We start from the raw sequence: 19,643 nt of genomic DNA, 5'->3' as shown, positions 1-19,643 counted from the left end.
CCGACCGGCTGCGCCGAACGGCGCGACCGGCCGGCTGGCCAGATCAGGTGGGGTGTGCCGGCTCAGAGGGCGGCGAGGTGGGCGGTGTCGTTGACCGTGCGGACGGCGACGCCGCCGTCCGGCCACATGTCGAGCAGCGAGATGCCGGCCGCGTCCAGGAAGAGCCGGTGCAGGAAGCCGTCGCCGGCCGCGAGGGCGTCGCGCAGCACCAGCTTGATCGGCGAGACGTGCGAGACGACCACCACGGTCTCCCCGGGGTACGCGGTGAGCAGCCCGGAGATGACACGGTGCGCGCGTTCGGCGACGTGGGTGAACGACTCCCCGCCCGGCGGGGCGATCCGGGGTGAGGCGAGCCAGGCGTCCATCTCCCCCGGCCACTGCTGGCGTACCTCGGCGAAGGTCCGCCCCTCCCACTGGCCGAAGTCGCACTCGATCAGGTCGTCCTCGGTACGCACCGGCACGTCGCCGTCGAGCGCCTCGGCGATCGCCGCCGCGGTGGCCGTACACCGGGAGAGCGGTGAGCTGAGCACGGCCGCGGCGGACGGGGCCAGCGCGGCCACCCGGGCGCCGGTGGCCAGGGCCTGGGCCCGGCCCTTCGCGGACAGCGGCACGTCGCCGCGGCCGGAGTAGCGCCGCTGCTCGGTGTACTCGGTCTCGCCGTGCCGGACCAGGATCAGCCGGGTGGCGGTGAAGGTCGGCCGCGGCTCCCAGGAGGCCGGGGCGGTCGCCGGGTCGCTGCCCGTCGTGGGCGTCGCCGGGGGTTGGCCCGTCGTCGGGGTCCGCGCCGGTCGACCGGCGGCGGCGTCCATGGCGGCGTTGGCGAGCGCGTCGGCGTGCCGGTTCTGCTCGCGGGGGATCCAGGCGAAGCGCACCGCGGTGAACCCGCCCACCAACCCGGCGGCCTCGGCCGCGAGGGGACGCAGGCCGGGGTGCTTGATCTGCCACCGGCCGCACATCTGCTCGACCACCAGCTTGGAGTCCATCCGGACGTCCACCTCGGCGGCGCCCAGCTCGGCGGCGGCGGTCAGGCCGGCGATCAACCCCTGGTACTCGGCGACGTTGTTCGTCGCCGTGCCGAGCGACTCGGAGCGCTCGGCGAGCACCTCGCCGGTTTCCGCGTCACGCACCACCGCGCCGTAGCCGGCGGGGCCGGGATTGCCCCGGGAACCGCCGTCGGCCTCGACGCTCACCACCCGCGGCGCCACGACCTACAGACCCGACTCGTTGGTGCGGACCATGATCCGCCGGCAGTCCTCGCAGCGGACCACGTCGTCCGGGGCGGCCTTGCGGATCCGGGCCAGGTCGGCACCGGACAGGTCCAGCCGGCAGCCGCCGCAGCGGCCCGCGGTGAGCAGCGCGGCGCCCAACCCGGTGTCCGCCCGGATCTTGTCGTAGAGGGTGACCAGGTCGGCCGGGAGGTCGGCGGCGAGCGGCTGACGGGCTCCCCGCTTGAACTCCTCCTCCTTGGTGATCTCGGCCAGCGCGTCGTCGCGGCGCTGCTCGGTCGCGGCCCGCTTGTCCCGGGTGTCGGCCAGCCGCTGCTCCACGCCGTCCAGGACGCCCTGCGCGGTTTCGCGCTGCTCCATCAGCTCCAGCTCGGCGTCCTCCAGGTCGCCCTGGCGCCGGTTCAGCGAGACCAGCTCGTGCTGGAGCGCCTCCAGCTCGCGGGCCGGGCCGGTGCCGGCGGCGAGCCGGTTCTCGTCCTTCTCCTTGCGGGCGCGGACCTGCTCGACGTCCTTCTCCAACCGGGCGATGTCCCGGTCCAGGTCGTCGACCGCCACCTGGGCGCGGACCCGCTCATCCTCCAACGACGACAACTCCCGGGCCAGCGACTCCAGCTCGGCCCGCTCCGCAAGCGTTCGCCTGCGGTGCGCGAGCTGGGCGAGGTTGGTGTCGATCGCCTGGAGGTCGAGCAGGCGGCGCTGCACCTGAGGGTCAGCCTTCACGGTCGGGCTCCTTGTCGTCCACAGCGGGTGCGGCGGCGTGCACGGTCCACGGGTCGGTGTCCAGGTCGGACACCAGCGTCTCGACGCCCAGCGCCTCCCGCAGGAGGGCGGCCAGGTCGTCCAGCCACGGTCGTTCGGTCGCCCAGTGGGCGGCGTCGATCAGGGCGGGACCATCGGCGGCGAGGTGCTCGCCGGCCGGGTGGTGCCGCAGGTCGGCGGTGAGGAACGCGTCCACCCCGGCGGCGGTCGCGGCGCCGAGGAAGCTGTCCCCCGACCCGCCGCTGACGGCGAGGGTACGAACCATACGCCCGGGATCCCCCGCCGCGCGAACTCCCCAGGACGTGACGGGGAGCACGGCGGCCGCGTGCCGGGTCAACTCGGCGAGAGTCATCGGCCGGGGCAGCTCCCCGACCCGGCCGAAGCCCCGGTCGTCGCCGTGGGCGGGCGAGCCGGGCGCGGGTCGCTGAAGCGGTCGCAGCCCGGTCAGCCCGAATCGGGCGGCGAGGGCGTCGGAGACGCCCGGGGCGGCCACGTCGGCGTTCGTGTGCGCCGCATAGAGCGCCACCCCGGCCCGGATGAGCTGGTGGATGATCCGGCCCTTGAAGGTCGTCGGCGCCACCGACGAGACCCCGCGCAGCAGCAGCGGGTGATGCGCGACGATCATGTCCACGTCGGCGGCGAGCGCCTCGGCGACCGTCTCGGGCACCACGTCGACCACGCAGAGCACCCGGCGGACCGGGGCGGCCGGCTCACCGAGCACCAGGCCCACCCGGTCCCATTCCTCGGCCCAGGCCGGTGGATAGCGCCGTTCCAGCTCGGCCACCACGTCGGTCACCGTGGGGGCGGATCTGCTAGTGCTCACGGCGGGCCAGCTTACCGGCGCGGAGGCGGTCCAGCGGTGACACCCGGCCCGGCCGCGTCGCGGGCGGGCTGCGCGGGTGAACGCGCTAGACGGCGCCCACGGAGACGGCGTGCAGCGCGGTCAGCGGCATCGCCCACGGGAAGGCGTGCAGGTGCTGCTCCCCCATGCCGGGCGGATGCAGGGCGATCACGTGGTCACCGAAGAGCACGGTGACGCCCCACTCGGCCAGCCGGGCCACCCCGGCGCGGAACGCGGGGTGGGCGGCCATCGCGGCGTTCGTGAACGGCACCGCGACGACGGGGACGCCCTTGCCCTGCGCCTCGACCAGCAGCCCGAGCGCCAGGGTGTCGGTGATCCCGGCCGCCCACTTGTTGACCGTGTTGACGGTGGCCGGGCAGACGATCATGGCGTCGGCGGGCGGCAGGACGTCCGGGTCACCGGGATTCTTGTAGTGCGTCCGCACCGGGTGGCCGGTCTGCCGGGCCAGTGCGGCCTGGTCGACGAACTTCGCCCCGTCGGGCGTGGCGACCACGCAGACGTCCCAACCATCCTGCTGGGCAAGGTCGACCAGACGGCCGACGTGCCGGGCCAGCGGTGAACCGCAGGCGATGACGTAGAGCACCTGACGGTGCCCGCTGTGACGTGGTGAACCGGCCATCACACCGGCTCCGCGCTCATACCCCTACTCCCATGTGCTCAGCCAACTCCGCTACCGGAGAAGGCGGCGCACCACGTGTGCGACGAAGGATGTCCGACATCACCTCGTGGGCGATCGGACGGCAGCGGACCTCCGACGGGGCGAGTCGGTCACCGAGCAACAGCATCTCGCCGGCGTTCGCCACGTCGCCCAGTTGGGCGTACCCGCGGGCGATGTCGAGCAGGTGATGGGCGCGGCGTTCGGGCAGCAGCGCGTTGAAGTCGGGCTCCGAGATGCGCAGTTGGTGCACCTCCACGGCCCGGCCCCCGTCGCCCAGCTCCACCGCGGCGGCGGCCCGGTGCAGCTCGACGTTCGTCGGGCCGAACGACGTCCAGTAGTGGTTGTGGTCGCCGCCGAGCAGTGTGGCGGCCTCCTGCGCGCAGTTGATCAGGTCGTCGACGCTTGCCGTGTCACCGATGCGCGACGCGGCCATCGCACCCTGGAGCAGCAGCATCCCGTAGACGGAGAGGCGGGCCGGGGTGACCTCGTTGCTCCCGCCCGGGGCCAGCCGGTTGGCGATCTGGACGTTCAGCTCCAGCGCGGGCCGGGCCCGGCCCATCGCGACGAGCGCGTTGCAGACCCGGGTGGTGGCGATGCCGGCCAGCAGAGGGTCGTCGGCCCGCTGGGCCACCGCCATCGACCGGTCCGCGGCCAACCAGGCGAGCTCGCACTCGCCGAGCTTGCGCAGCACCGAGGAGGCGATCTGGTAGACCTGCCCGAGCAGGTGGGCCGCCTCGGGGGCCCGGTCACCGCCGTAGGCGGCGTCGGCGGCCTGGGCGTCGCGCAGCAGCTTGGGCAGCGCCCGGATGAGCATGCCGTAGCGGCTGTACTGGTAGGTCAGCCAGGCGTGGTTGACGGCCTTGCGCAGGTCATCCAGCGGCGGCGGACACGGCACCGCGTCGAAGTACGCGCTCATCGAGTCGTAGCGTTCAAGTGCCGCCCGGATCTCCTGCACCTCGACCTGGTCGATGCAGTTCAGCGCGTCGGTGCGACGCTCCGGGTCCTTGCCCAGGAGGAGTTGCACGTCGACCTGGAGGATGTCGGCGATCTCGTAGAGGACGGAGAACTTGTCCAGTCGGCGGACGCCGCGTTCGACCTTGTCCACCCAACTCTTGGACTTTCCCAGCCGGTCGGCGAAGACCTGCTGCGACATCTTGCGGCGCCCCCGCCAGTAAGCCACTCGCCGTCCTATGGGTAGCTCGTCCATCTGCCCATCCTCCCCTGCCGCCGCCGACCGATCGAGCCGGGGCGATGTCCGCGGGTGCGGTGACTGTCGTTCGCTTTCAGGTTTTCGCTGGTCGCACACGATGTACGTCAGCCGTACAGCCAGTCCTCGTACTTTTCGTGCAAGTTGCACGAGCCGTTCGTCAACCTCAACGATCGTGGGTTACGGCAGTGACGGTGCTCGACATGCGACCTGGCGAACGCCGGGCCCGACGAGGGGAGATAGCACACATGTGGGGGAACGTCGGACCGCGCGTCGCCGAACTGTCGCCGCTGGAACGAGTCCGGCTGCGCCGGGTCGCCATGCGGTACGCCACACACGGGTGGGAGGTAACGCCGGGGGCCTGTCTCGCCCGCAGTCGCTTCGTCTGCGGCCGGGCCGGCTGTCCCACGGTGGGCTGTCACCCCGCGCTGGAGAACTGGGAGTTGGCCGCCAGCGCCGACCCGGCCCGGGTGGCCACCTGGTGGCGGAACCGTCCACACGGGGTGCTGCTGCCCACCGGCCGGGCCTTCGACGTGTTGGAGGTGCCCGCCCACCTGGGCCGGCACGTGCTCGACGCGGTGCGGATCCACCCGGCCGGCACCGGCGTACGCGGGCCGGTGCTTGTCACCCCGACCGGGCGGTGGATGTTCCTGGTCCGCCCCGGCGACCCGCTCCGGCCGGAGTTGGAACACTGTTTCCACGTGGTCCGGCACGGGCCGGGCTCGTGGGTGCCCGCCCCGCCCACCAGGCTGCCGGAGGGCACGGTCCGCTGGGCGGTCGCCCCCGAGCAGGCCCGCTGGCAACTTCCGGATTCGTACCTCGTGCAGAACACGTTGATCGGAGCGCTGCGCGCCGCCGGGGTGACCCTCGCCCCGGACCTGCTCCCCGGTCACCTGCCACTGCCCCGACGAGGCAGATGAGACGGGCCCGGTCGACGATTCGATCAGGTGCCCGACAGCGTCGCCGGGGCGCCGGTCCTCGTTGACAGGGAGACGGCGCGAACGCGCGCCACGAACGGGGGAACGATGTCCACGAACGACAGGGCGCCTCATCCCGACGGGACCGAACCGCCGCGCCGCAGCCACCCACGCCACAGGTGGGCCGGCACCCGACCGTCCGGCTCCCGCCCCGGCCGCCCACGCCCCACCGGCTCCCGCCCGGCCGGCACCCACCGCCCGGTCCGCTAAGGCCCGGCCCAGCCGCCCCAGCCGCCCAACCTCCGCGATCTTGCACTTTCTGCCCCGGCAATCTCCGCAAAACAGAACGAATGACAGACAGAAACTGCAAGATCGCGGGGGCGAGGGGCGGCGAGGGGCGGCGAGGGGCGGCGCGGGGGGGTTAGTCGGTCAACGGGAGGCCTGCGGAGTGGTACTGGCGGGCGTCGTCGGTCACCACCGCGTGGGTGTGACCGTCGAGGCCGTTCAACCAGCCGAGACCGGTGGCCCCCATGGCGAGGGCCGCGGTGGCGTACGCGTCGGCCACCCCGAGGTCGGTGCCGACAACCGTCACCGAACGCAACCCGCTGGCCGGGGCGCCCCGGCGCGGGTCCAGCACGTGCCGGCCGCGCTCGTAGACGCCGGACGTGGCCACCGCCAGGTCGGTGCCGGCGAGCACCAGGCAGGTGGCCATGGCGTCCCAGGGGTGCTGGATGCCGATCCGCCACGGTTCTCCGGCCGGGGACAATCCGCGTACCCGTAGGTCACCACCCGCGTTCACGCAGTGGTTCGGGGCGCCGGCGGCGAGCAGGCGATCCGAGGCGACCTGGGCCGCCCAGCCCTTGACGAAGCCGGACGGGTCGAGCCGCCCGGTGGCGTACGCGTCGAAGAACCCGTCGGTGGCGCCCCACAGGTCGGCGCAGGCCTCCAGCACGAACCGCAGCTCCGCGGACGCCTCGGAGAGCAGCACCTGGCCCCGGTCGAAGCGGCACACCTCGCTGTCCGGCTGGTACGTGCTGAACCTGGCGTCCACCTCGCGCATCCAGGCGAAGACGTCGTCGGCCAACTCGTGCAGGGCCGCCGGCGGCAGGTCGTCGGCCAGGTCCAGGGTGATCGCCGTACCCATGATCTGCTCGACCCGGCACAGCCCGGGTCGGATCATCGCGGCCGGCACGTCAGAACGCCTCCTCGATCGCGCCCCGCAACGACTGCTTGTAGGAGTTGCTGGTCTCGGTGGCGCCGGAGACGGTGTTGACGTTGGCGCTCTGCTTCTGCACGACCTCGCCGCCGCTGCCGTCGTACCTGTCGCTGACGTCGTCGCTGTGGATGTCGGACTCGCCGCCGCTGGGCAGCGACAGCGAGACGGCCTCGACGATCCGGTTGCCGGAGACGACGATCTGCACCTGCACGTACCCGTACTCGTTGTCCACGCCCGGCCCGGTCACCCGCCGGGTGGTCGGCTGCGGCGCCTTGGTGGTGGTCCGCGGCGCGGACGGAGCCTTCGTGGTGGGGCGGGCGGTGCCGGGCGGCCGGGCGGTGGTCTTGCCGGGTTTGGGCGACGACGGCGCGCTGGGCGCCACCGACGGCTTCGGTGCCCCGGCCACCGGTGCGGCGGCCGGATCGGCGGCCGGGTCGGCGCCCGGGTCGACATCCTGCGGGGTGGGGTTCACCGGCTGGGCGGTCGGCAGGTTCTGGGCGACCTGGGTGGCGCCCGGCGAGCCCTTGAACACCACAAGCGCTGTGGTGCTGGCGGCCAGGCCGGTGATCGCGAGCAACGCGCGACGCATGGGGATGCCTTCCTACAACTCGAACGTGGCCAGGTGGATCTGCCGTCGGGGCACGCCGGCGCGGCGCAGCGCGCGGACCGACTGCTCCACCAGGCCGGGTGGCCCACACAGGTAGACGTCGCGCCGGGCCACGTCGGGCACCAGTTGCCGCAACCCGTCCGGGCTCATCAGCTGCCGGGGGCCGGGGTCGTCGCGGGAGCCGATGACGTACCAGACCGAGGTGTCGCGCTCCTGCGCCAGCCAGTCCAGCTCACGGCTGAGCAGCACGTCGGCGGGCGTACGGGCCCGGTAGATCAGGGCCGCGCCCGGCGGCAGCTCCTCCAGCATCGCCCGGATCGGCGTGATGCCGCTGCCGCCCGCGATCAGCAGGGCCCGCTCGCGGACCCGGTGCGCGGCCGTGAACGTGCCCGACGGGCCCTCCGCCCAGACCCGGGTGCCCGGGGTCAGGTCGCGCAGGTCCGCGGTGTGCGCGCCGACGACCTTGACGGTGAGCCGCAACCAGCGACCGTTCGCGGCGGCGGAGACGGAGAACGGGTGCGACTGCCACCAGCAGCCCCGGGTGAGGAAGCGCCAGCGGAAGTACTGGCCGCCGAGCATCGTCAGCCGGCCGAGCCGTTCGCCGGTGAGATAGATGGAGATGGTGTCGGGGTTCTCGGCGACCACGTCCGCGACCCGCAGTCGGTAACGCAGGTTGAACGTCAACGGCGCGAGCACCCGACCCCAGAGCAGGGCGGCGACGACAAGCACGTAGAGCGCGATCCAGCCGGTGCGGACCGGACCGGGCTTGTACAACTGTGCGCCGTGGGTGAACTGGTGGCCGAAGCCGAGCAGCAGGATCACGTAGCTGGACAGGTGCAGCAGGTGCCACAGCTCGTAGGGCAGCGCCCGGCGGATCGCCCGGATGCTGCTGAGCCCGACGAGCATCATGATGCCCGCGGCGACGAACGCCGAGACCATGTCCTCGTAGTCGCCGAGCAGCGTGCCGACCTCGGCGAGGATCGACTGGTTCCGCAGGTCCGCGTATCCGACGAGGATCAGCGACAGGTGCGCCAGCACGGCGACCAGCAGGGTCGCGCCGACGTCGCGGTGCCAGCGGGCGATCTGCTCGCCGCCGATCCACCGCTCCAGCACCGGCAGCCGGCTCATCATCAGCACCTGCACCAGCAGCAGGTATCCGGCGATCAGGCCGGTGATCCGGCCGGCCGCGGTGATGGTGGCCGCCGTGCTGCGCAGCGAATTGGCGGGGGTGCCCAGCCACCACGGCAGCACGCTGGCGAGCAGGCCGACCAGGAGCAGCAGGGCCAGCAGTCGCCGGCCGCCGGGTCCGCGCCGGTCCGGGACCTGCGGGGGTACGGGCGCAGCCGACCGGCCGCCGTGCCGGGACGAGGTCCCGGTACGACGGCCGGCGGCGTGGGTGTGCGGGTACGTCACGCGTACAGCTTCATCGGGGCGTACTTCTGGCGGGGGAAGACCTTCTCGACCTCCGCGTTGGTGAGCCCGAACCGGCCCTGGGCCACCGCGCCGTACACGTTGAACATGTTGTTGTTCTCCGGCACGTCGCCGGAGTCCAGCTTGTCCAGGCCGTTCCAGGTGCCGAGCAGCGAACCGGCCAGCTTCTTGCCGGAGAGGATCGTGACCACGCCACCGTGCCCGTGGTCGGTGCCGCCGGTGTTGGAGCCGACCCGGCGACCGAACTCGCTGGACACCATGATCGTCACGTCGGCGGACTGCGGGCCGAGGTCGGTGAAGAAGGCCGCCATCGCGCTGGCCAGCTCGTTCAACCGGCGGTGCAGTTGGCCGCCCGGGGCGGTGCCCTGGTTCTCGTGGGTGTCGTAGCCGCCCATTCCGACGGTGGCGACCCGGACGTTCGCGCCGCCCTTGATGAGCTGGGCGAGTTGCTTGAACGCGTTGCCGACGCCCTCGTACTTGACGCCCTCGACGGGCTCGTACGGCTTGGCGGCCAACTGCTGGGCGGTGGCCAGCGCGCCCATGCCCTCCTGCACGGCCTCCTCCACGGGATGGTTGATCCCGGTGAAGAGCCCCTTGATGGCCGCCTCGGTGGCGGCCCGGTACTTCTGGTCGCCGTTGAGCCGCAGCGATCCCACGTTGTTCAGCGACAGCGCGCCGTTGGTGCCCACAAGTGAGCGGGGCAGCGTGCTGCCGATGCCGACGCTCCGGAACGCGGTGCCCTTGCCCAGGTGGTCGACGAGACCGTCGAGCCAGCCCCGGCCGCCGGTCTCGTTGGGCAGGCCACCCAGGTTGCAGGCGTCCGCGGCCTGGAAGTGGCTGCGCGACAGCCGCGGGTCCGAGGTCCCCGGGACGAAGCCCAGTTGACCGGCCGTGAGCCACTTCTCCAACGGCTTGAACGCGCTGGTCAGCTTGAAGCCGCGGTCCAGGGCGAGCGAGTCGTTGCCGAGCAGCAGGTCGGGGCGGGCCTTGGCGAGCACGGCGTCGTTGTCCGGTGCGACGAGGCTCAGCCCGTCCAGGCCGCCGTAGAGGAAGACGTGGATCAGGGTGCCGGTCGGGGTCGCCGCGAACGACGCCGACGTGGTGACGAACTGGGCGGTGGCCAGGGCGGTGGCGGTGGCCGCGGCACCCGCGACGAAGGTCCGGCGGGTGACGCCACGACCGTCCTGCTGCGCCTCCTCCAGGTTCTCCAGGGTGCGGTAGCGGTCCCGCTCGGCGGCGCTCTCGGCGGCGACGATGTCGGCCTCCGCGCGCAGCAACGCCTCGGCCGGGTTGTCGGCCAGCCGTCGCACGTCGGGGCATTCGGGGTGCAGGGGGAAAGAGTTGTACACAGTCTTCTCCATCGGGTGCCTCACCGGAGGTGGTGCTGGGGGGAAGCGAGGATCGCCCGCGCGACGGCGGTGATGGCCCCGTTGAACGTGGCGTCGACCTTGGCAGTCGCCGGCACACCGGCCACACCGAGGATCAGGTTCTTCTCCCGCGCGCTCAGCTTCTGACCCACCAGCCGCTGGGAGAGCGCGTCCACGTACGCCCCGGCGGTGGCCGGCGGCGCGGCGATGAGCTTCTCCGGCGCCGTGTACGTGAAGGCGGTGCGGTAGCCGGCGATGACCTCGCCCGCCTCGTTCCAGCCGTTGACCATGGTGCCGGCCGACGTCCAGGCGACGTAGACATCCGGGTAGCCGTCCGGGGTGGGCTGACCCATCGGATAGTGGCCCAGCTCGCGCAGCTTGTCGTGGATCTGCCGCAGGCCCCGCGCGTACGGGGTGCGCTTGTTGTCGCCGTTGTTGTGCTTCGGCGACGCGTCCGGCGAGACACCCAGGGTGCGGTACGTGGCGACCAGGTACTCCATCGGCCGGCGCACCTTCTGGCCCACACCGGCCCAGAACTCGGAGGAGCTGAACAGCGCCATCAGCACCGGCTTGATCAGGCCGTTGTTGGTGGTGTACGTCTTGGCCAGCCGGTCCACCAGGGACTTCGGCGGGGTGTCCGAGACGAACCGGGTCGCCAGGCTCTGCGCCACGTACTTCGCCGTCGACGGGTGCAGCGCGATGTAGGCGATGTACGCGTCGATCGCCGCGTCGGCCTTCTTCGCGTCGGCGGAGTCGTTGGCGTGGGTGAAGCCGAGGATCTTCACCTTGCCGACGTAGTGCTGCTCGGGCTTGAAGACGTACTTGCCGTCCCTGTCGATCCCGCGGCCGGTCTGCAGCATCGCCGCCTGCCGGACGTCCTGCTCCCCGTAACCACCGTCGACGCCGACCGAGTAGAGCTCGAGGTTCTCCCGGGCGAGGTTCTCGTTGATCGCGTCCTTGCGGGAGTCCTTCTGGTTCAGGTAGATCAGCAGCGCGGGGTGCTTGTTCGCGGCGACAAGCATCTCCGGGTAGCTGCTCAGCGCGTACTTGCGTACGACGTCCTGGTCGAACGAGTTGCGGTAGGGCTCGCCGCCGTCGAAGTCGGCGGCGACGTGCAGGAAGTCGTTCCAGAAGTCGACCATCACCTCGAACAGCTGGCGCTTGGACCAGATCTGCCGGGCGATCGTGGCGTCGACCATCTCGCGCTCCGGCTGGGCGCCCTGGTCGTTGAGCTGGTCCCGCTGGGCGCGCAACTGCTGGGGGTCGAGCTTCAGGGTGGGCAGCTCGGCGAGCTTGATCTCGGCCTTGCTCGGCTCGATCTTGTCCGGCTCCAACTGGGCGCGGATCCAGGCGTCGATGCCCTGGCTCTTGATGTCGGCGATCACCGCGGGCGTCGGCCCGAAGGTGGCGCGCCGGGCCAGGTGCAGGATCGGGTCCTTGTCCAGCACCGTCTTGACTGTCACCTTCGTCGCCGAAGCGGCGGCGGCGGGACCGGACAGGGTCCGTCCGGTGGTGGGCGCGTTCTTCTTCAGCGCCTCGCCGGCCCGGGAGCCCATGTAGCTCTCGTTCTGCTCGGTGTACGTACGCACCGTGCTGGGCTGCTGGCCGCTGGGCCGCGCCGCGGTGCCGTCGGTCACCGTGCTGCCGGTCGCGTCGCCGGCAGCCGCCGCCGACTCGTCGGCGAAGAGGCCACGGATCTGCGGGGTCATGGCGAGCGCCGCGCCACCGGCGACGACGGCGGCGGTGCCACCGAGGGCGACCATGGCCTTGCGCCGGCCGACCTTGCCACCCGAGGTGTCGTCATCGTCCAGGGCGGGCAGTCCGGCACCGGCCGGTCGTGCCGGCGCCGGCCGACCGAGACCCTCCGGGCCGACCCACTGTGGGCCGCGCGGGCCGGGGGCGGGCTGTCCGGCGTGGGCGTAACCGTCGCCGTACTGCCCGCGCGGGTCGGCCTGCGCGGGGTAGCCGCCCTGGTAGGGGTGGGGCGAGTCGTACCCGTAGGGCGCGGACGCGCTGGGGTCGCCGTAGCCGTCCGCGGTGTGGTGCTGGCGTCCGTCCCAACCGCGGTCGTCCCGCGGTCGACGTGGTGGCACATTCTGGTCGGCCATGTACCAATCCCGATTTCTGATGAGCGCCGGAAGCTGCGACCGGGCAGGTGCGGCAGGTACGGCGACTGTTGCCTGAGGGGGTTGCTACGGCAAGGTAACCAAGCGCTCAGGTGCCTTCAAGGTGGGCCGAACACCCTTGCGAGGGCACTTAAGACAGCGCTCAGTGCGATACCGCGGGCCGGCGGCGGGCGGCGGACGCGCGCGGACCTTCCCAGCAGGGCGTACGCGCGGCAGCCGGGTACAGACCGGACCGCGCGGCCACACGCGGCACGTTCCACTCCGTTCACCACCACAGACAAACTTAAGGTTTGGGTAAGCCGGACATGAGGTGACCTCGCGTGCCGGAAAAGTAGCAGCAGCGGGTGAGCGTGAGCCGCCGCAGCAGCGGGTATGCCGCCGAACCGCTGAACGCGTGAGGGGAAGGCAGCGCCATGCTCAGCAAAGAGGATCAGCGCAGGTTCGACCAGATCACCCGTCAGCTCCGGGAGAGTGACCCGGCCTTCTTCGCCCGGTTGGACCACCGGGCTCGGGCCCGCAGGGGCCGTTACCTGATGTTGTTGACGATCGTGCTGTGGGCGTCGCTGCCGGCGATAGCCGTGTTCGCCGGTCGGTTGACCGGCGCGATCTGCGCGGTGGTGCTGGTGGCCAACGCCGCGATCATGTGGCGGTTCCGCCGCCGGTGGACGTGACGGCTCACCGGTCGGCCGGGCCGAACGCCCGGTACGCGCGGCGCAACCGTTCGAGCAGTCCCGGCCCACCGATGGCCGGCGCTGGCGCGCCGAGCTGGCGCAGCAGGAGGTCGGGGCCGGTCGCCAGTCGCGGTGGCCGGTCGGGCAGCGGCACCGGCGGCATCCAGAACCGGTCCGCGGTTTCGGCGAGCGGGGTCGCCGGCAGCCCGGCCAACGCACGGGCCGCGCCGACGGGCGCCGGGACGTCCACCGTCGACTCCGGACCGTCCGGTTCGGAGGGTGGACCGGTCGGCGCGGGGGGCAGGACGGCTCCGGTGGCCTCGACCCGCCGGGCGCGCAGTTCGTCGAGCAACTCGGCACGGGACCGTCCGCGCCAGTGCAGCAGCTCGAACGGGTCCGCGTCGAACGCCTCGGCCAGCAGGTAGAACGTCGCCGCGAGGTGCTTGCACGGCACCGCGAAGTCGGGGCAGTTGCACCGCTGGGTCAGCTCGTCCACGCCGGCCGGGAAGAGCGGCGCGCCAGCGGCGACGAACAGCTCCTCCAACTCGTCGGGGAGGTCCCCGGCGAGCAGCCGGGCGCTGAAGAACGCCTGACCGGCCAGCTCCGCCTCGACGCGGGACCAGAGCGCGGCCGGGAACGGCTTCAGCCCGATGGACACCTGGTACGGCTGCGGCCGGGAGCCCTGCACCACCGCGCTGACCCGTCCGGGCGCGATGTCGAGGCTGAGCACCTGACCGGCCCGCGCGTACGACCGGCCACGGGTCAGCCGGGTGCCGAGCGCGAACGACTCCAGCACCTCCAGGAAACGCCGCGACCACCAGGAGCGGCCGATCGCACCCCGGGCGCTGCGCGCCCGCAGGCCCCCGTCGACCCGCCGGGGGCGCCCGTAGTCGGCGAAGTCGCTCACGCCGGCGCTCCGCTGCGCTGCGCGCCGACGTGAGGCACAACGCTGCTGTGCCTGATGGTTCGCTCGCTCCGCTCGCTCACGCCGGCGCTCCGCTCGCTCACTCCACCACCGCCCCGGCCTCCAGGGCGAACAGGTCCCGCAACTGGCCGGTGGACAGCTCGGTGATCCACTGCTCGCCGGTGCCGACCACCCGCTCGGCGAGGTTGCGCTTGTCCGCGATCATCGCGGCCACCTTCTCCTCCACGGTGCCGGCGCAGACGAACTTGCGGACCTGCACCCGTCGACGCTGCCCGATCCGGAACGCCCGGTCGGTGGCCTGGTCCTCGACCGCCGGGTTCCACCACCGGTCCACGTGCACCACGTGGTTGGCGGCGGTCAGGGTGAGCCCGGTGCCGCCGGCCTTGAGGGAGAGGACGAACAGCGGCGGGCCGTCCGCGGACTGGAAGCGCTGCACCATGGCGTCCCGTTCGGCCTTGCCGAGGCCGCCGTGCAGGAACAGCACCTCCCGGCCGAACCGTGCCGACAGGTGCCCGCGCAGCATCGCGCCGAACTCGGCGTACTGGGTGAACAGCAGCGCCCGCTCCCCCGCCGCCAACACCTCCTCCATGATCTCGGTCAGCCGGGCCAGCTTGCCGGAGCGGCCCTCCAGCGGCGAGCCGTCGCGCAGCAGTTGGGCCGGGTGGTTGCAGACCTGCTTGAGCCGGGTCATGGTGGCCAGCACCAGGCCGCGTCGCTCGATGCCGTCGCTCGTCTCGATCCGGGCCAGCATGTCGTCGACCACCACCCGGTACAGGGCGGCCTGCTCGGCGGTCAGGTTGCAGACCACCTCCATCTCGAGCTTCTCCGGCAGATCCGAGATGATCGACGAGTCGGTCTTGAGTCGGCGCAACACGAACGGCCCGGTGATCCGGCGCAGCCGCTCGGCGGCCTCGGCGTCGCCGTGCCGTTCGATCGGCTCGGCGAACCGCTTGCGGAACGTCGCCGCCGGCCCGAGCAGCCCCGGGTTGGCGAACTGCATGATCGACCACAGGTCGGCGAGGCGGTTCTCCACAGGCGTACCGGTCACCGCCACCCGCTGCCGGGCGGGCAACGCGCGGACCGCCTCGGCCTGCCGGGTCGACGCGTTCTTGATCGCCTGCGCCTCGTCCACCACCACCCGGTGCCAGTCGATGCCGGCCAGGTCGACGGCATCGCGGGCCGCCACCGAGTAGGTGGTCAGGACCAGGTCCGCGCCGTGCGCGGCCGCGGTGAACTCGGCCCCACGCGCCCGTTCCGCCCCATGGTGTACGTGCACCCGCAGCCCCGGGGTGAACCGTGCCGCCTCCCGCTGCCAGTTGCCGACCAGCGACATCGGACAGACCAGCAGCGTCGGCCCGGCCTCCGGCGGATCCCCGGCGAGCAGTGCGAGCAACTGCACGGTCTTGCCCAGCCCCATGTCGTCGGCGAGCACTCCACCCAGGCCGAGCGAGCGCAGGAACGCCAGCCAGGCAAGGCCGCGCTGTTGGTACGGCCGCAGCGTCCCCTGGAAACCCGGCGGCGGGTCCAGCGGGGTGAGCCGGCGCTCGACCGCCCCGGCGAGCAGGTCGCCGAGCGCCCCGTCGGCGCTCACCTCCAGCACCGGCAGCGCCCCGGCGGCCTCGCCGTCGGCCAGCCCGAGGCGGAGCAGGTCGGCGACGCTCAGCTCGCCCGTCGAGCGGAGCAGACGCAGACCGGCGGCGAGCCGTCCCGGGTCCAACTCGACCCACCGGCCGCGTAGCCGCACCAGCGGGGTCTTCATCTCGGCCAGCGCGGCCAACTCCTCGGCGGACAGCGGATGCTCACCGAGGGCGATCTCCCAGCGGTAGTCGACCAGGGCGTCCAGACCGACACCCGCCTCGGTGCCACCGACCGTGCCGGGCGCGGTACGGCTGCGCGCGCGCAGCCGGGCGCCGAGCCGCGCCGACCGGCGCTGCCACCAGGACGGCAACAGCACCCCGAACCCGGCCGCGTGCAGCACCGAGGCGCCCTCGCTGAGGAACCGGTGCGCCCCCTCCACGTCGAGGTCCATCGCCTCGGGGGCGGCGGTCCGCAGCGCGGCGTCCAGGTCCGGCCAGAGCCGGCTGGCCCGGCCCAGCTCCGCGAGCAGTGTCTCCTGCGGGCTGGTCGTCCGGCCGGCCAGGCCGCCGAGGGTCTGCGGCGCCCGCCAGACCTCCCCGGCGTCGACGTGCAGGCCGGGTTCGTCCGCCGCCTGCAACCCGAACTCCAGCCGCCAACGCCCGCCACCGACCGACTCGACCGGCACGATGTCGGCCGGTGCCGGTCGGGTGGCCAGGATCGGTTCGGTGACCTCGTCCGGAGCGGGCTCCACCAGCCGGAAACTGGCCCGCACCGGGCCGCCGGCGGCGTCCCGCTGCCAGGCGTCCAACTCGTCGCGCAGCGTGGTCAACGCCGTGGGGTCGACCGTGAAGTCCCGCTGCGGGCCGGCGAGCGCCGCCAACCAGGCCGGCGCCGGGCCACCCGGCCGCAGTCCCCGGGCCAGGGTGGTGGTCGCCAGAGCGGCGCGCGCGGCGGCGTCGGTCAGCGCGTCGAGCGCATCCGCCACCACCTCGGCCGCGGTCAGCTCACTCCCGCCCGAACCGCTGGCCACGGCACCGGCACCGGCGGGGTTGAACAGGGCGGGGTCCAGGGCGGCTCGGGCGGCTGGCGGCAGGGCCAACGCCAGCGACCGTGCCCAGGCGGCGTCGGTGCCGGTCAACAGCGGTCGCCAGATCGCACGCGCCGACACCTGCGCGGAAGCGCCCGACGAAGCCCCGACGGCAGTGCCACTGACCGCCGCCGCGCTCACCGCCGCCGTCCTGCCCGCCGGGGCGGCGCTCGGCGGCGTCCCGTTCGCCGCCGCTCCGCTCGCCGACGGGACAGCCGGCGCGGTCACGCTCGCCGACGGGACAGCCGGCGCGGTCACGCTCGCCGACGGGACAGCCGGCGCGGTCACGCTCGCCGGCGTGGTGCTCCCCGCCGTCGCGGCGACGCCGGGAAGCAACCGGCCCCGGGTGACCAGGTCAGCGGCGAAGTCGGCCAGTTCGGCGAGGTGGCGCAGGGTGCCTCCGGGCACCGCCGGCAGTTCGTCCAGGGCGCGTAGCAGCGGCAGCGCGTCGTCCGGGGCGTACACGAGGACGGGGACCCGCCACCCGGCCAGGGTGAGCCGGCTGCGGGCCGGGGGTGCGACGGCGGTCCGGATCAGCTCGGGTGAGTCGGTCGGCGCGCCAGCCCGGGTGGGCAGGGTGAGCAGCGCGGTGCCCGGGCGGGTCGGCTCGGCGGCGTCGCCGAGGACGGCGGCCAGGTCGGCGTGCCCGGCGGCGAAGGGGTGCGGGCGTTCCCGGGGTGGTCGGCCGGATCGGGTCGGCGCCTGTGGCGCGGCGCTGTCCTCGGCCCAGACGGCGAGACCGCCGGTCGAGCCGTCGCCGGGCAGCCACAGCCCGTGGATGACCAGCACCTGCTCCCCCTCGTCGCCGCCCGCGCCCAGGATAGGCGGCCCCGGCGCGGCCCCGGCGCACCCCGGCGCACCCGTCGCGCGATCTTGCACTTTCTGTCGACGATCTGCGCTGTATGCCCCTTATGCCGCGACAGAAAGTGCAAGATCGCGGGGCGGCGGGGTTCAGATCGCGCCGGACTCGCCGTCGGTCAGCTCGCGCAGGATGTCGGCGTGCCCGACGTGGCGGGCCGTCTCCTCGATCAGGTGCACCAGGATCCAGCGCAGCGACACCTCACCGAGCTGCGGGTGCGGCACCACGTGGTCGAGGTCGAAGCGGGCGGCGATCGCCCGCGACCGTGCGCAGGCCCGCTCGTACGCCTCGGTGAGCCCGGCGACGGTGTCCTGGTCGTCGAGGGTGAAGCTCGCCACCGCGTCTTCCTCCGAGGTGAGGTAGACGTCGCCCGGCTCGGGGGCCAGCAGGGTCGGGAACCAGTTCCGCTCGACCAGGGTCAGGTGCTTGACCAACCCGGCGAGAGTGGTCGCCGAGGGCACCAGCCGTCGGCCCGCGTCGGCATCGGAGAGACCGCGCAGTTTGCGCAGCAACACACCCCGGTGGAAGTCGAGGAACGAGTCCAGTACGGCGCGCTCGTCGCCGGTACGCGCGAGCACCGGGCCGAGCGTCGGATCGATCGTCTGCTCCATCCGCCGACCCTAGTCACGGGTCGGGTCGCCCCGCTGCCCCGCTATCCCCTGCGGCCGGGCGGCACGACGGGCAGGATGGGCGCATGGCTTCATCCGTGCGAATCCTTCTCGTCGGCGGCGCGGCGGACGGGCAGACCATCACCGTCGAACTGGACAGCAACGGCCGCCCGCCGCTGACCCACCACCACCTCGGCTCGGGTGGGCTGGCCCAGGCACAGATCTACGAGCTGGAGACCGCGCACGACGAGGCCGACGAGTGGCGCTACCGGTGGACCGGCCCCGCGGTGTGAACGCCCACTCAGACCCGGGTGAGAGCGTGGCTGCGCAGGCCCTCCAACACGCCGCGGGTGACCTCCGAGGTGCCCCGCGCCTGCTCGCACACCTCCGCCACCCGTCGCGCGGTGGCCTCCGCGCGTTGCTCCCGCTCGTCCCACAGCCGGTCGACCTCGGCCAGCAGCGGCCCCTCGACCTCCCGTTCCACGCCGCGTAGCGCCGGCACACCGAGCCGCTGGGCCAGGTCGAAGACCTTGCCGGCGTACGGCAGGGGCAGGAACGGTGTGCCGACCATCGCCGCGAAGATCAGGAAGTGCAGTCGCATGCCGACGGCCAGGTCGAAGTGGCGCATCAGTCCGAGCACCTGCTGCGGCGTGTAGGTGCCGTGCAGGATCCGACCGTGGTCGGCGGCGACCATGTGGGAGAGCACCCCGTGGGCGTGCCGGATGTCGTCGCGTTCCATCGGCACGAACAGCACGTACGCGTCGATCCGGTGCACCAGGAAGTCGCCGATCTGGGCGAGCAGCCGGTGGTAGCCGTCCACATCGAGCCGCTCGGCGGCCCGGCCCGGCTCCCGCACGCTGATCCCGACCAGCCGCTTACCGACCGGCACGCCCTCCTCGGCGAGCAGGTGGGCCGGGAAGTCCTCGGGTTGCAGGAGGAACGCCGGGTCGGCGGTGACCGTGATCGGGTTGAGCAGACCGGCCTCCTCCAGCACCATCCGGGACTCCTGGTCACGAACCGTCACCTGGGTCGCGCCGGAGAGCGTCTCCCGGACCATGCCGGTGTCCACCGCGTCGCTGAGCGGCCCGACCCCCACGGCGTACGTGATCAGGGGCAGGCCGCGCTCCTGGGCGACCCGGACCACCCGCAGGTAGCGGCGGGCCTCCCGGTCGTAGAGGATGCCGCCGCCGCCCAGGATGAGCAGGTCGAGCTGGGCCAGCACCAGGGCGGAGTCGGTGCGGCTGACGCCCTCCCAGGGCACCGCCTCGACGTCCGGGTGGGCGGCCCGCGTGTGCTCGGGGTTACGGGAGAACACGATGATCCGGGCGTTTGGTTCCTGCGTACGCAGATCGGTGAGCAGGCCGGTGAGGATCGCCTCGTCGCCGAGGTTTCGCCCACCGTACGAGCCCAGCACACCGATCGTCAGTCCGGCACCGTGCGTCATCCGTCGCTCCTCCCCAGGTGCGGTCCGCGCCGTTTTCCCGCTGGGCAGGTGAACAGTCCTGGCGGGGAGACCGTCCTGGGCCGGCGACGTCCGGT

Annotated in this window: 16 protein-coding genes and 2 pseudogenes; 3 read left to right on the top strand and 15 right to left on the bottom strand. The window is 72.9% G+C overall.

What is annotated here, in order from left to right:
• Positions 1–62: 62 nt before the first annotated feature.
• The 5 genes from ACPXBU_RS31450 to ACPXBU_RS31430 form a co-directional block, all read right to left on the bottom strand.
• Positions 63–1,205 carry a bifunctional RNase H/acid phosphatase gene (locus ACPXBU_RS31450; protein WP_425760977.1) on the bottom strand — a complete coding sequence of 381 codons (1,143 nt, stop codon included), beginning with the start codon at positions 1,203–1,205 and terminating at the stop codon, positions 63–65.
• Positions 1,206–1,208: 3 nt separating this feature from the next.
• Entirely contained in the window at positions 1,209–1,946 is a 738-nt protein-coding gene (locus ACPXBU_RS31445) for a zinc ribbon domain-containing protein (RefSeq protein ID WP_393363920.1), read from the bottom strand.
• Positions 1,936–2,772: a Nif3-like dinuclear metal center hexameric protein gene (locus tag ACPXBU_RS31440; protein ID WP_393364540.1), complete on the bottom strand. Its 837-nt coding sequence runs from the start codon at positions 2,770–2,772 to the stop codon at positions 1,936–1,938. Before ACPXBU_RS31440 ends, ACPXBU_RS31445 begins: the two co-directional genes overlap by 11 nt.
• Positions 2,773–2,893: 121 nt before the next feature.
• Positions 2,894–3,466, bottom strand: coding sequence for a flavoprotein (locus ACPXBU_RS31435; RefSeq protein WP_425760976.1), 573 nt, complete (start codon positions 3,464–3,466; stop codon positions 2,894–2,896).
• Between the two features lie 16 nt (positions 3,467–3,482).
• Entirely contained in the window at positions 3,483–4,712 is a 1,230-nt protein-coding gene (locus ACPXBU_RS31430) for a helix-turn-helix domain-containing protein (protein ID WP_425760975.1), read from the bottom strand.
• A 248-nt stretch (positions 4,713–4,960) separates the two neighbouring features.
• Between ACPXBU_RS31430 and ACPXBU_RS31425 the strand changes: the two genes are divergently transcribed.
• The gene (locus ACPXBU_RS31425; RefSeq protein WP_393363929.1) at positions 4,961–5,632 is read left to right on the top strand and encodes a bifunctional DNA primase/polymerase; all 672 of its coding nucleotides are present in this window, start codon (positions 4,961–4,963) and stop codon (positions 5,630–5,632) included.
• Between the two features lie 418 nt (positions 5,633–6,050).
• Here ACPXBU_RS31425 and ACPXBU_RS31420 read toward each other — a convergent pair whose 3' ends face one another.
• From ACPXBU_RS31420 to ACPXBU_RS31400, 5 genes are read right to left on the bottom strand one after another with little or no spacing between them, the layout of a single operon-like run.
• Positions 6,051–6,773 carry an FAD:protein FMN transferase gene (locus tag ACPXBU_RS31420; RefSeq protein WP_425760991.1) on the bottom strand — a complete coding sequence of 241 codons (723 nt, stop codon included), beginning with the start codon at positions 6,771–6,773 and terminating at the stop codon, positions 6,051–6,053.
• 49 nt (positions 6,774–6,822) lie between these two features.
• Positions 6,823–7,434 (bottom strand): FMN-binding protein, encoded by a 612-nt coding sequence (locus tag ACPXBU_RS31415; RefSeq protein WP_393363932.1) that lies wholly within the window; start codon positions 7,432–7,434, stop codon positions 6,823–6,825.
• 12 nt (positions 7,435–7,446) lie between these two features.
• The gene (locus ACPXBU_RS31410) at positions 7,447–8,865 is read right to left on the bottom strand and encodes a ferredoxin reductase family protein (RefSeq protein ID WP_425760974.1); all 1,419 of its coding nucleotides are present in this window, start codon (positions 8,863–8,865) and stop codon (positions 7,447–7,449) included.
• On the bottom strand, positions 8,862–10,244 hold the full coding sequence (locus ACPXBU_RS31405; protein ID WP_393363938.1) for a DUF1501 domain-containing protein: 1,383 nt from the start codon (positions 10,242–10,244) through the stop codon (positions 8,862–8,864). Before ACPXBU_RS31405 ends, ACPXBU_RS31410 begins: the two co-directional genes overlap by 4 nt.
• An 8-nt stretch (positions 10,245–10,252) precedes the next feature.
• Positions 10,253–12,358, bottom strand: coding sequence for a DUF1800 domain-containing protein (locus tag ACPXBU_RS31400; protein WP_425760973.1), 2,106 nt, complete (start codon positions 12,356–12,358; stop codon positions 10,253–10,255).
• Between the two features lie 431 nt (positions 12,359–12,789).
• Here ACPXBU_RS31400 and ACPXBU_RS31395 point away from each other — a divergent pair, with 431 nt between their 5' ends.
• Positions 12,790–13,047, top strand: coding sequence for a DUF3040 domain-containing protein (locus ACPXBU_RS31395; protein WP_355028062.1), 258 nt, complete (start codon positions 12,790–12,792; stop codon positions 13,045–13,047).
• Between the two features lie 4 nt (positions 13,048–13,051).
• On the opposite strand, the gene ACPXBU_RS31390 is transcribed toward ACPXBU_RS31395, so the two are convergent.
• The 4 genes and pseudogenes from ACPXBU_RS31390 to ACPXBU_RS31375 all read right to left on the bottom strand — a co-directional run bounded on the left by ACPXBU_RS31390 (position 13,052) and on the right by ACPXBU_RS31375 (position 18,107).
• On the bottom strand, positions 13,052–13,954 hold the full coding sequence (locus ACPXBU_RS31390; protein WP_425760972.1) for an SWIM zinc finger family protein: 903 nt from the start codon (positions 13,952–13,954) through the stop codon (positions 13,052–13,054).
• A 97-nt stretch (positions 13,955–14,051) separates the two neighbouring features.
• A pseudogene (locus ACPXBU_RS31385) lies at positions 14,052–16,535 on the bottom strand (DEAD/DEAH box helicase); the annotation flags it as partial.
• A gap of 408 nt (positions 16,536–16,943) precedes the next feature.
• A pseudogene (locus ACPXBU_RS31380) lies at positions 16,944–17,426 on the bottom strand (ATP-dependent helicase); the annotation flags it as partial.
• A gap of 162 nt (positions 17,427–17,588) precedes the next feature.
• On the bottom strand, positions 17,589–18,107 hold the full coding sequence (locus ACPXBU_RS31375; protein ID WP_393363951.1) for a DinB family protein: 519 nt from the start codon (positions 18,105–18,107) through the stop codon (positions 17,589–17,591).
• An 83-nt stretch (positions 18,108–18,190) separates the two neighbouring features.
• Here ACPXBU_RS31375 and ACPXBU_RS31370 point away from each other — a divergent pair, with 83 nt between their 5' ends.
• The gene (locus ACPXBU_RS31370) at positions 18,191–18,397 is read left to right on the top strand and encodes a hypothetical protein (RefSeq protein ID WP_393363954.1); all 207 of its coding nucleotides are present in this window, start codon (positions 18,191–18,193) and stop codon (positions 18,395–18,397) included.
• An 8-nt stretch (positions 18,398–18,405) separates the two neighbouring features.
• Here ACPXBU_RS31370 and ACPXBU_RS31365 read toward each other — a convergent pair whose 3' ends face one another.
• A complete protein-coding gene (locus ACPXBU_RS31365; RefSeq protein ID WP_425760971.1) occupies positions 18,406–19,548 on the bottom strand; it encodes a polysaccharide pyruvyl transferase family protein in 1,143 nt (380 codons plus the stop codon).
• Positions 19,549–19,643: the final 95 nt, after the last annotated feature.

This window comes from Micromonospora sp. DT231, assembly GCF_049847025.1.
Lineage (GTDB): Bacteria > Actinomycetota > Actinomycetes > Mycobacteriales > Micromonosporaceae > Micromonospora.
The sequence above is the reverse complement of the archived record's forward strand: the minus strand, read 5'-3'. Positions and strand labels throughout refer to the sequence as shown.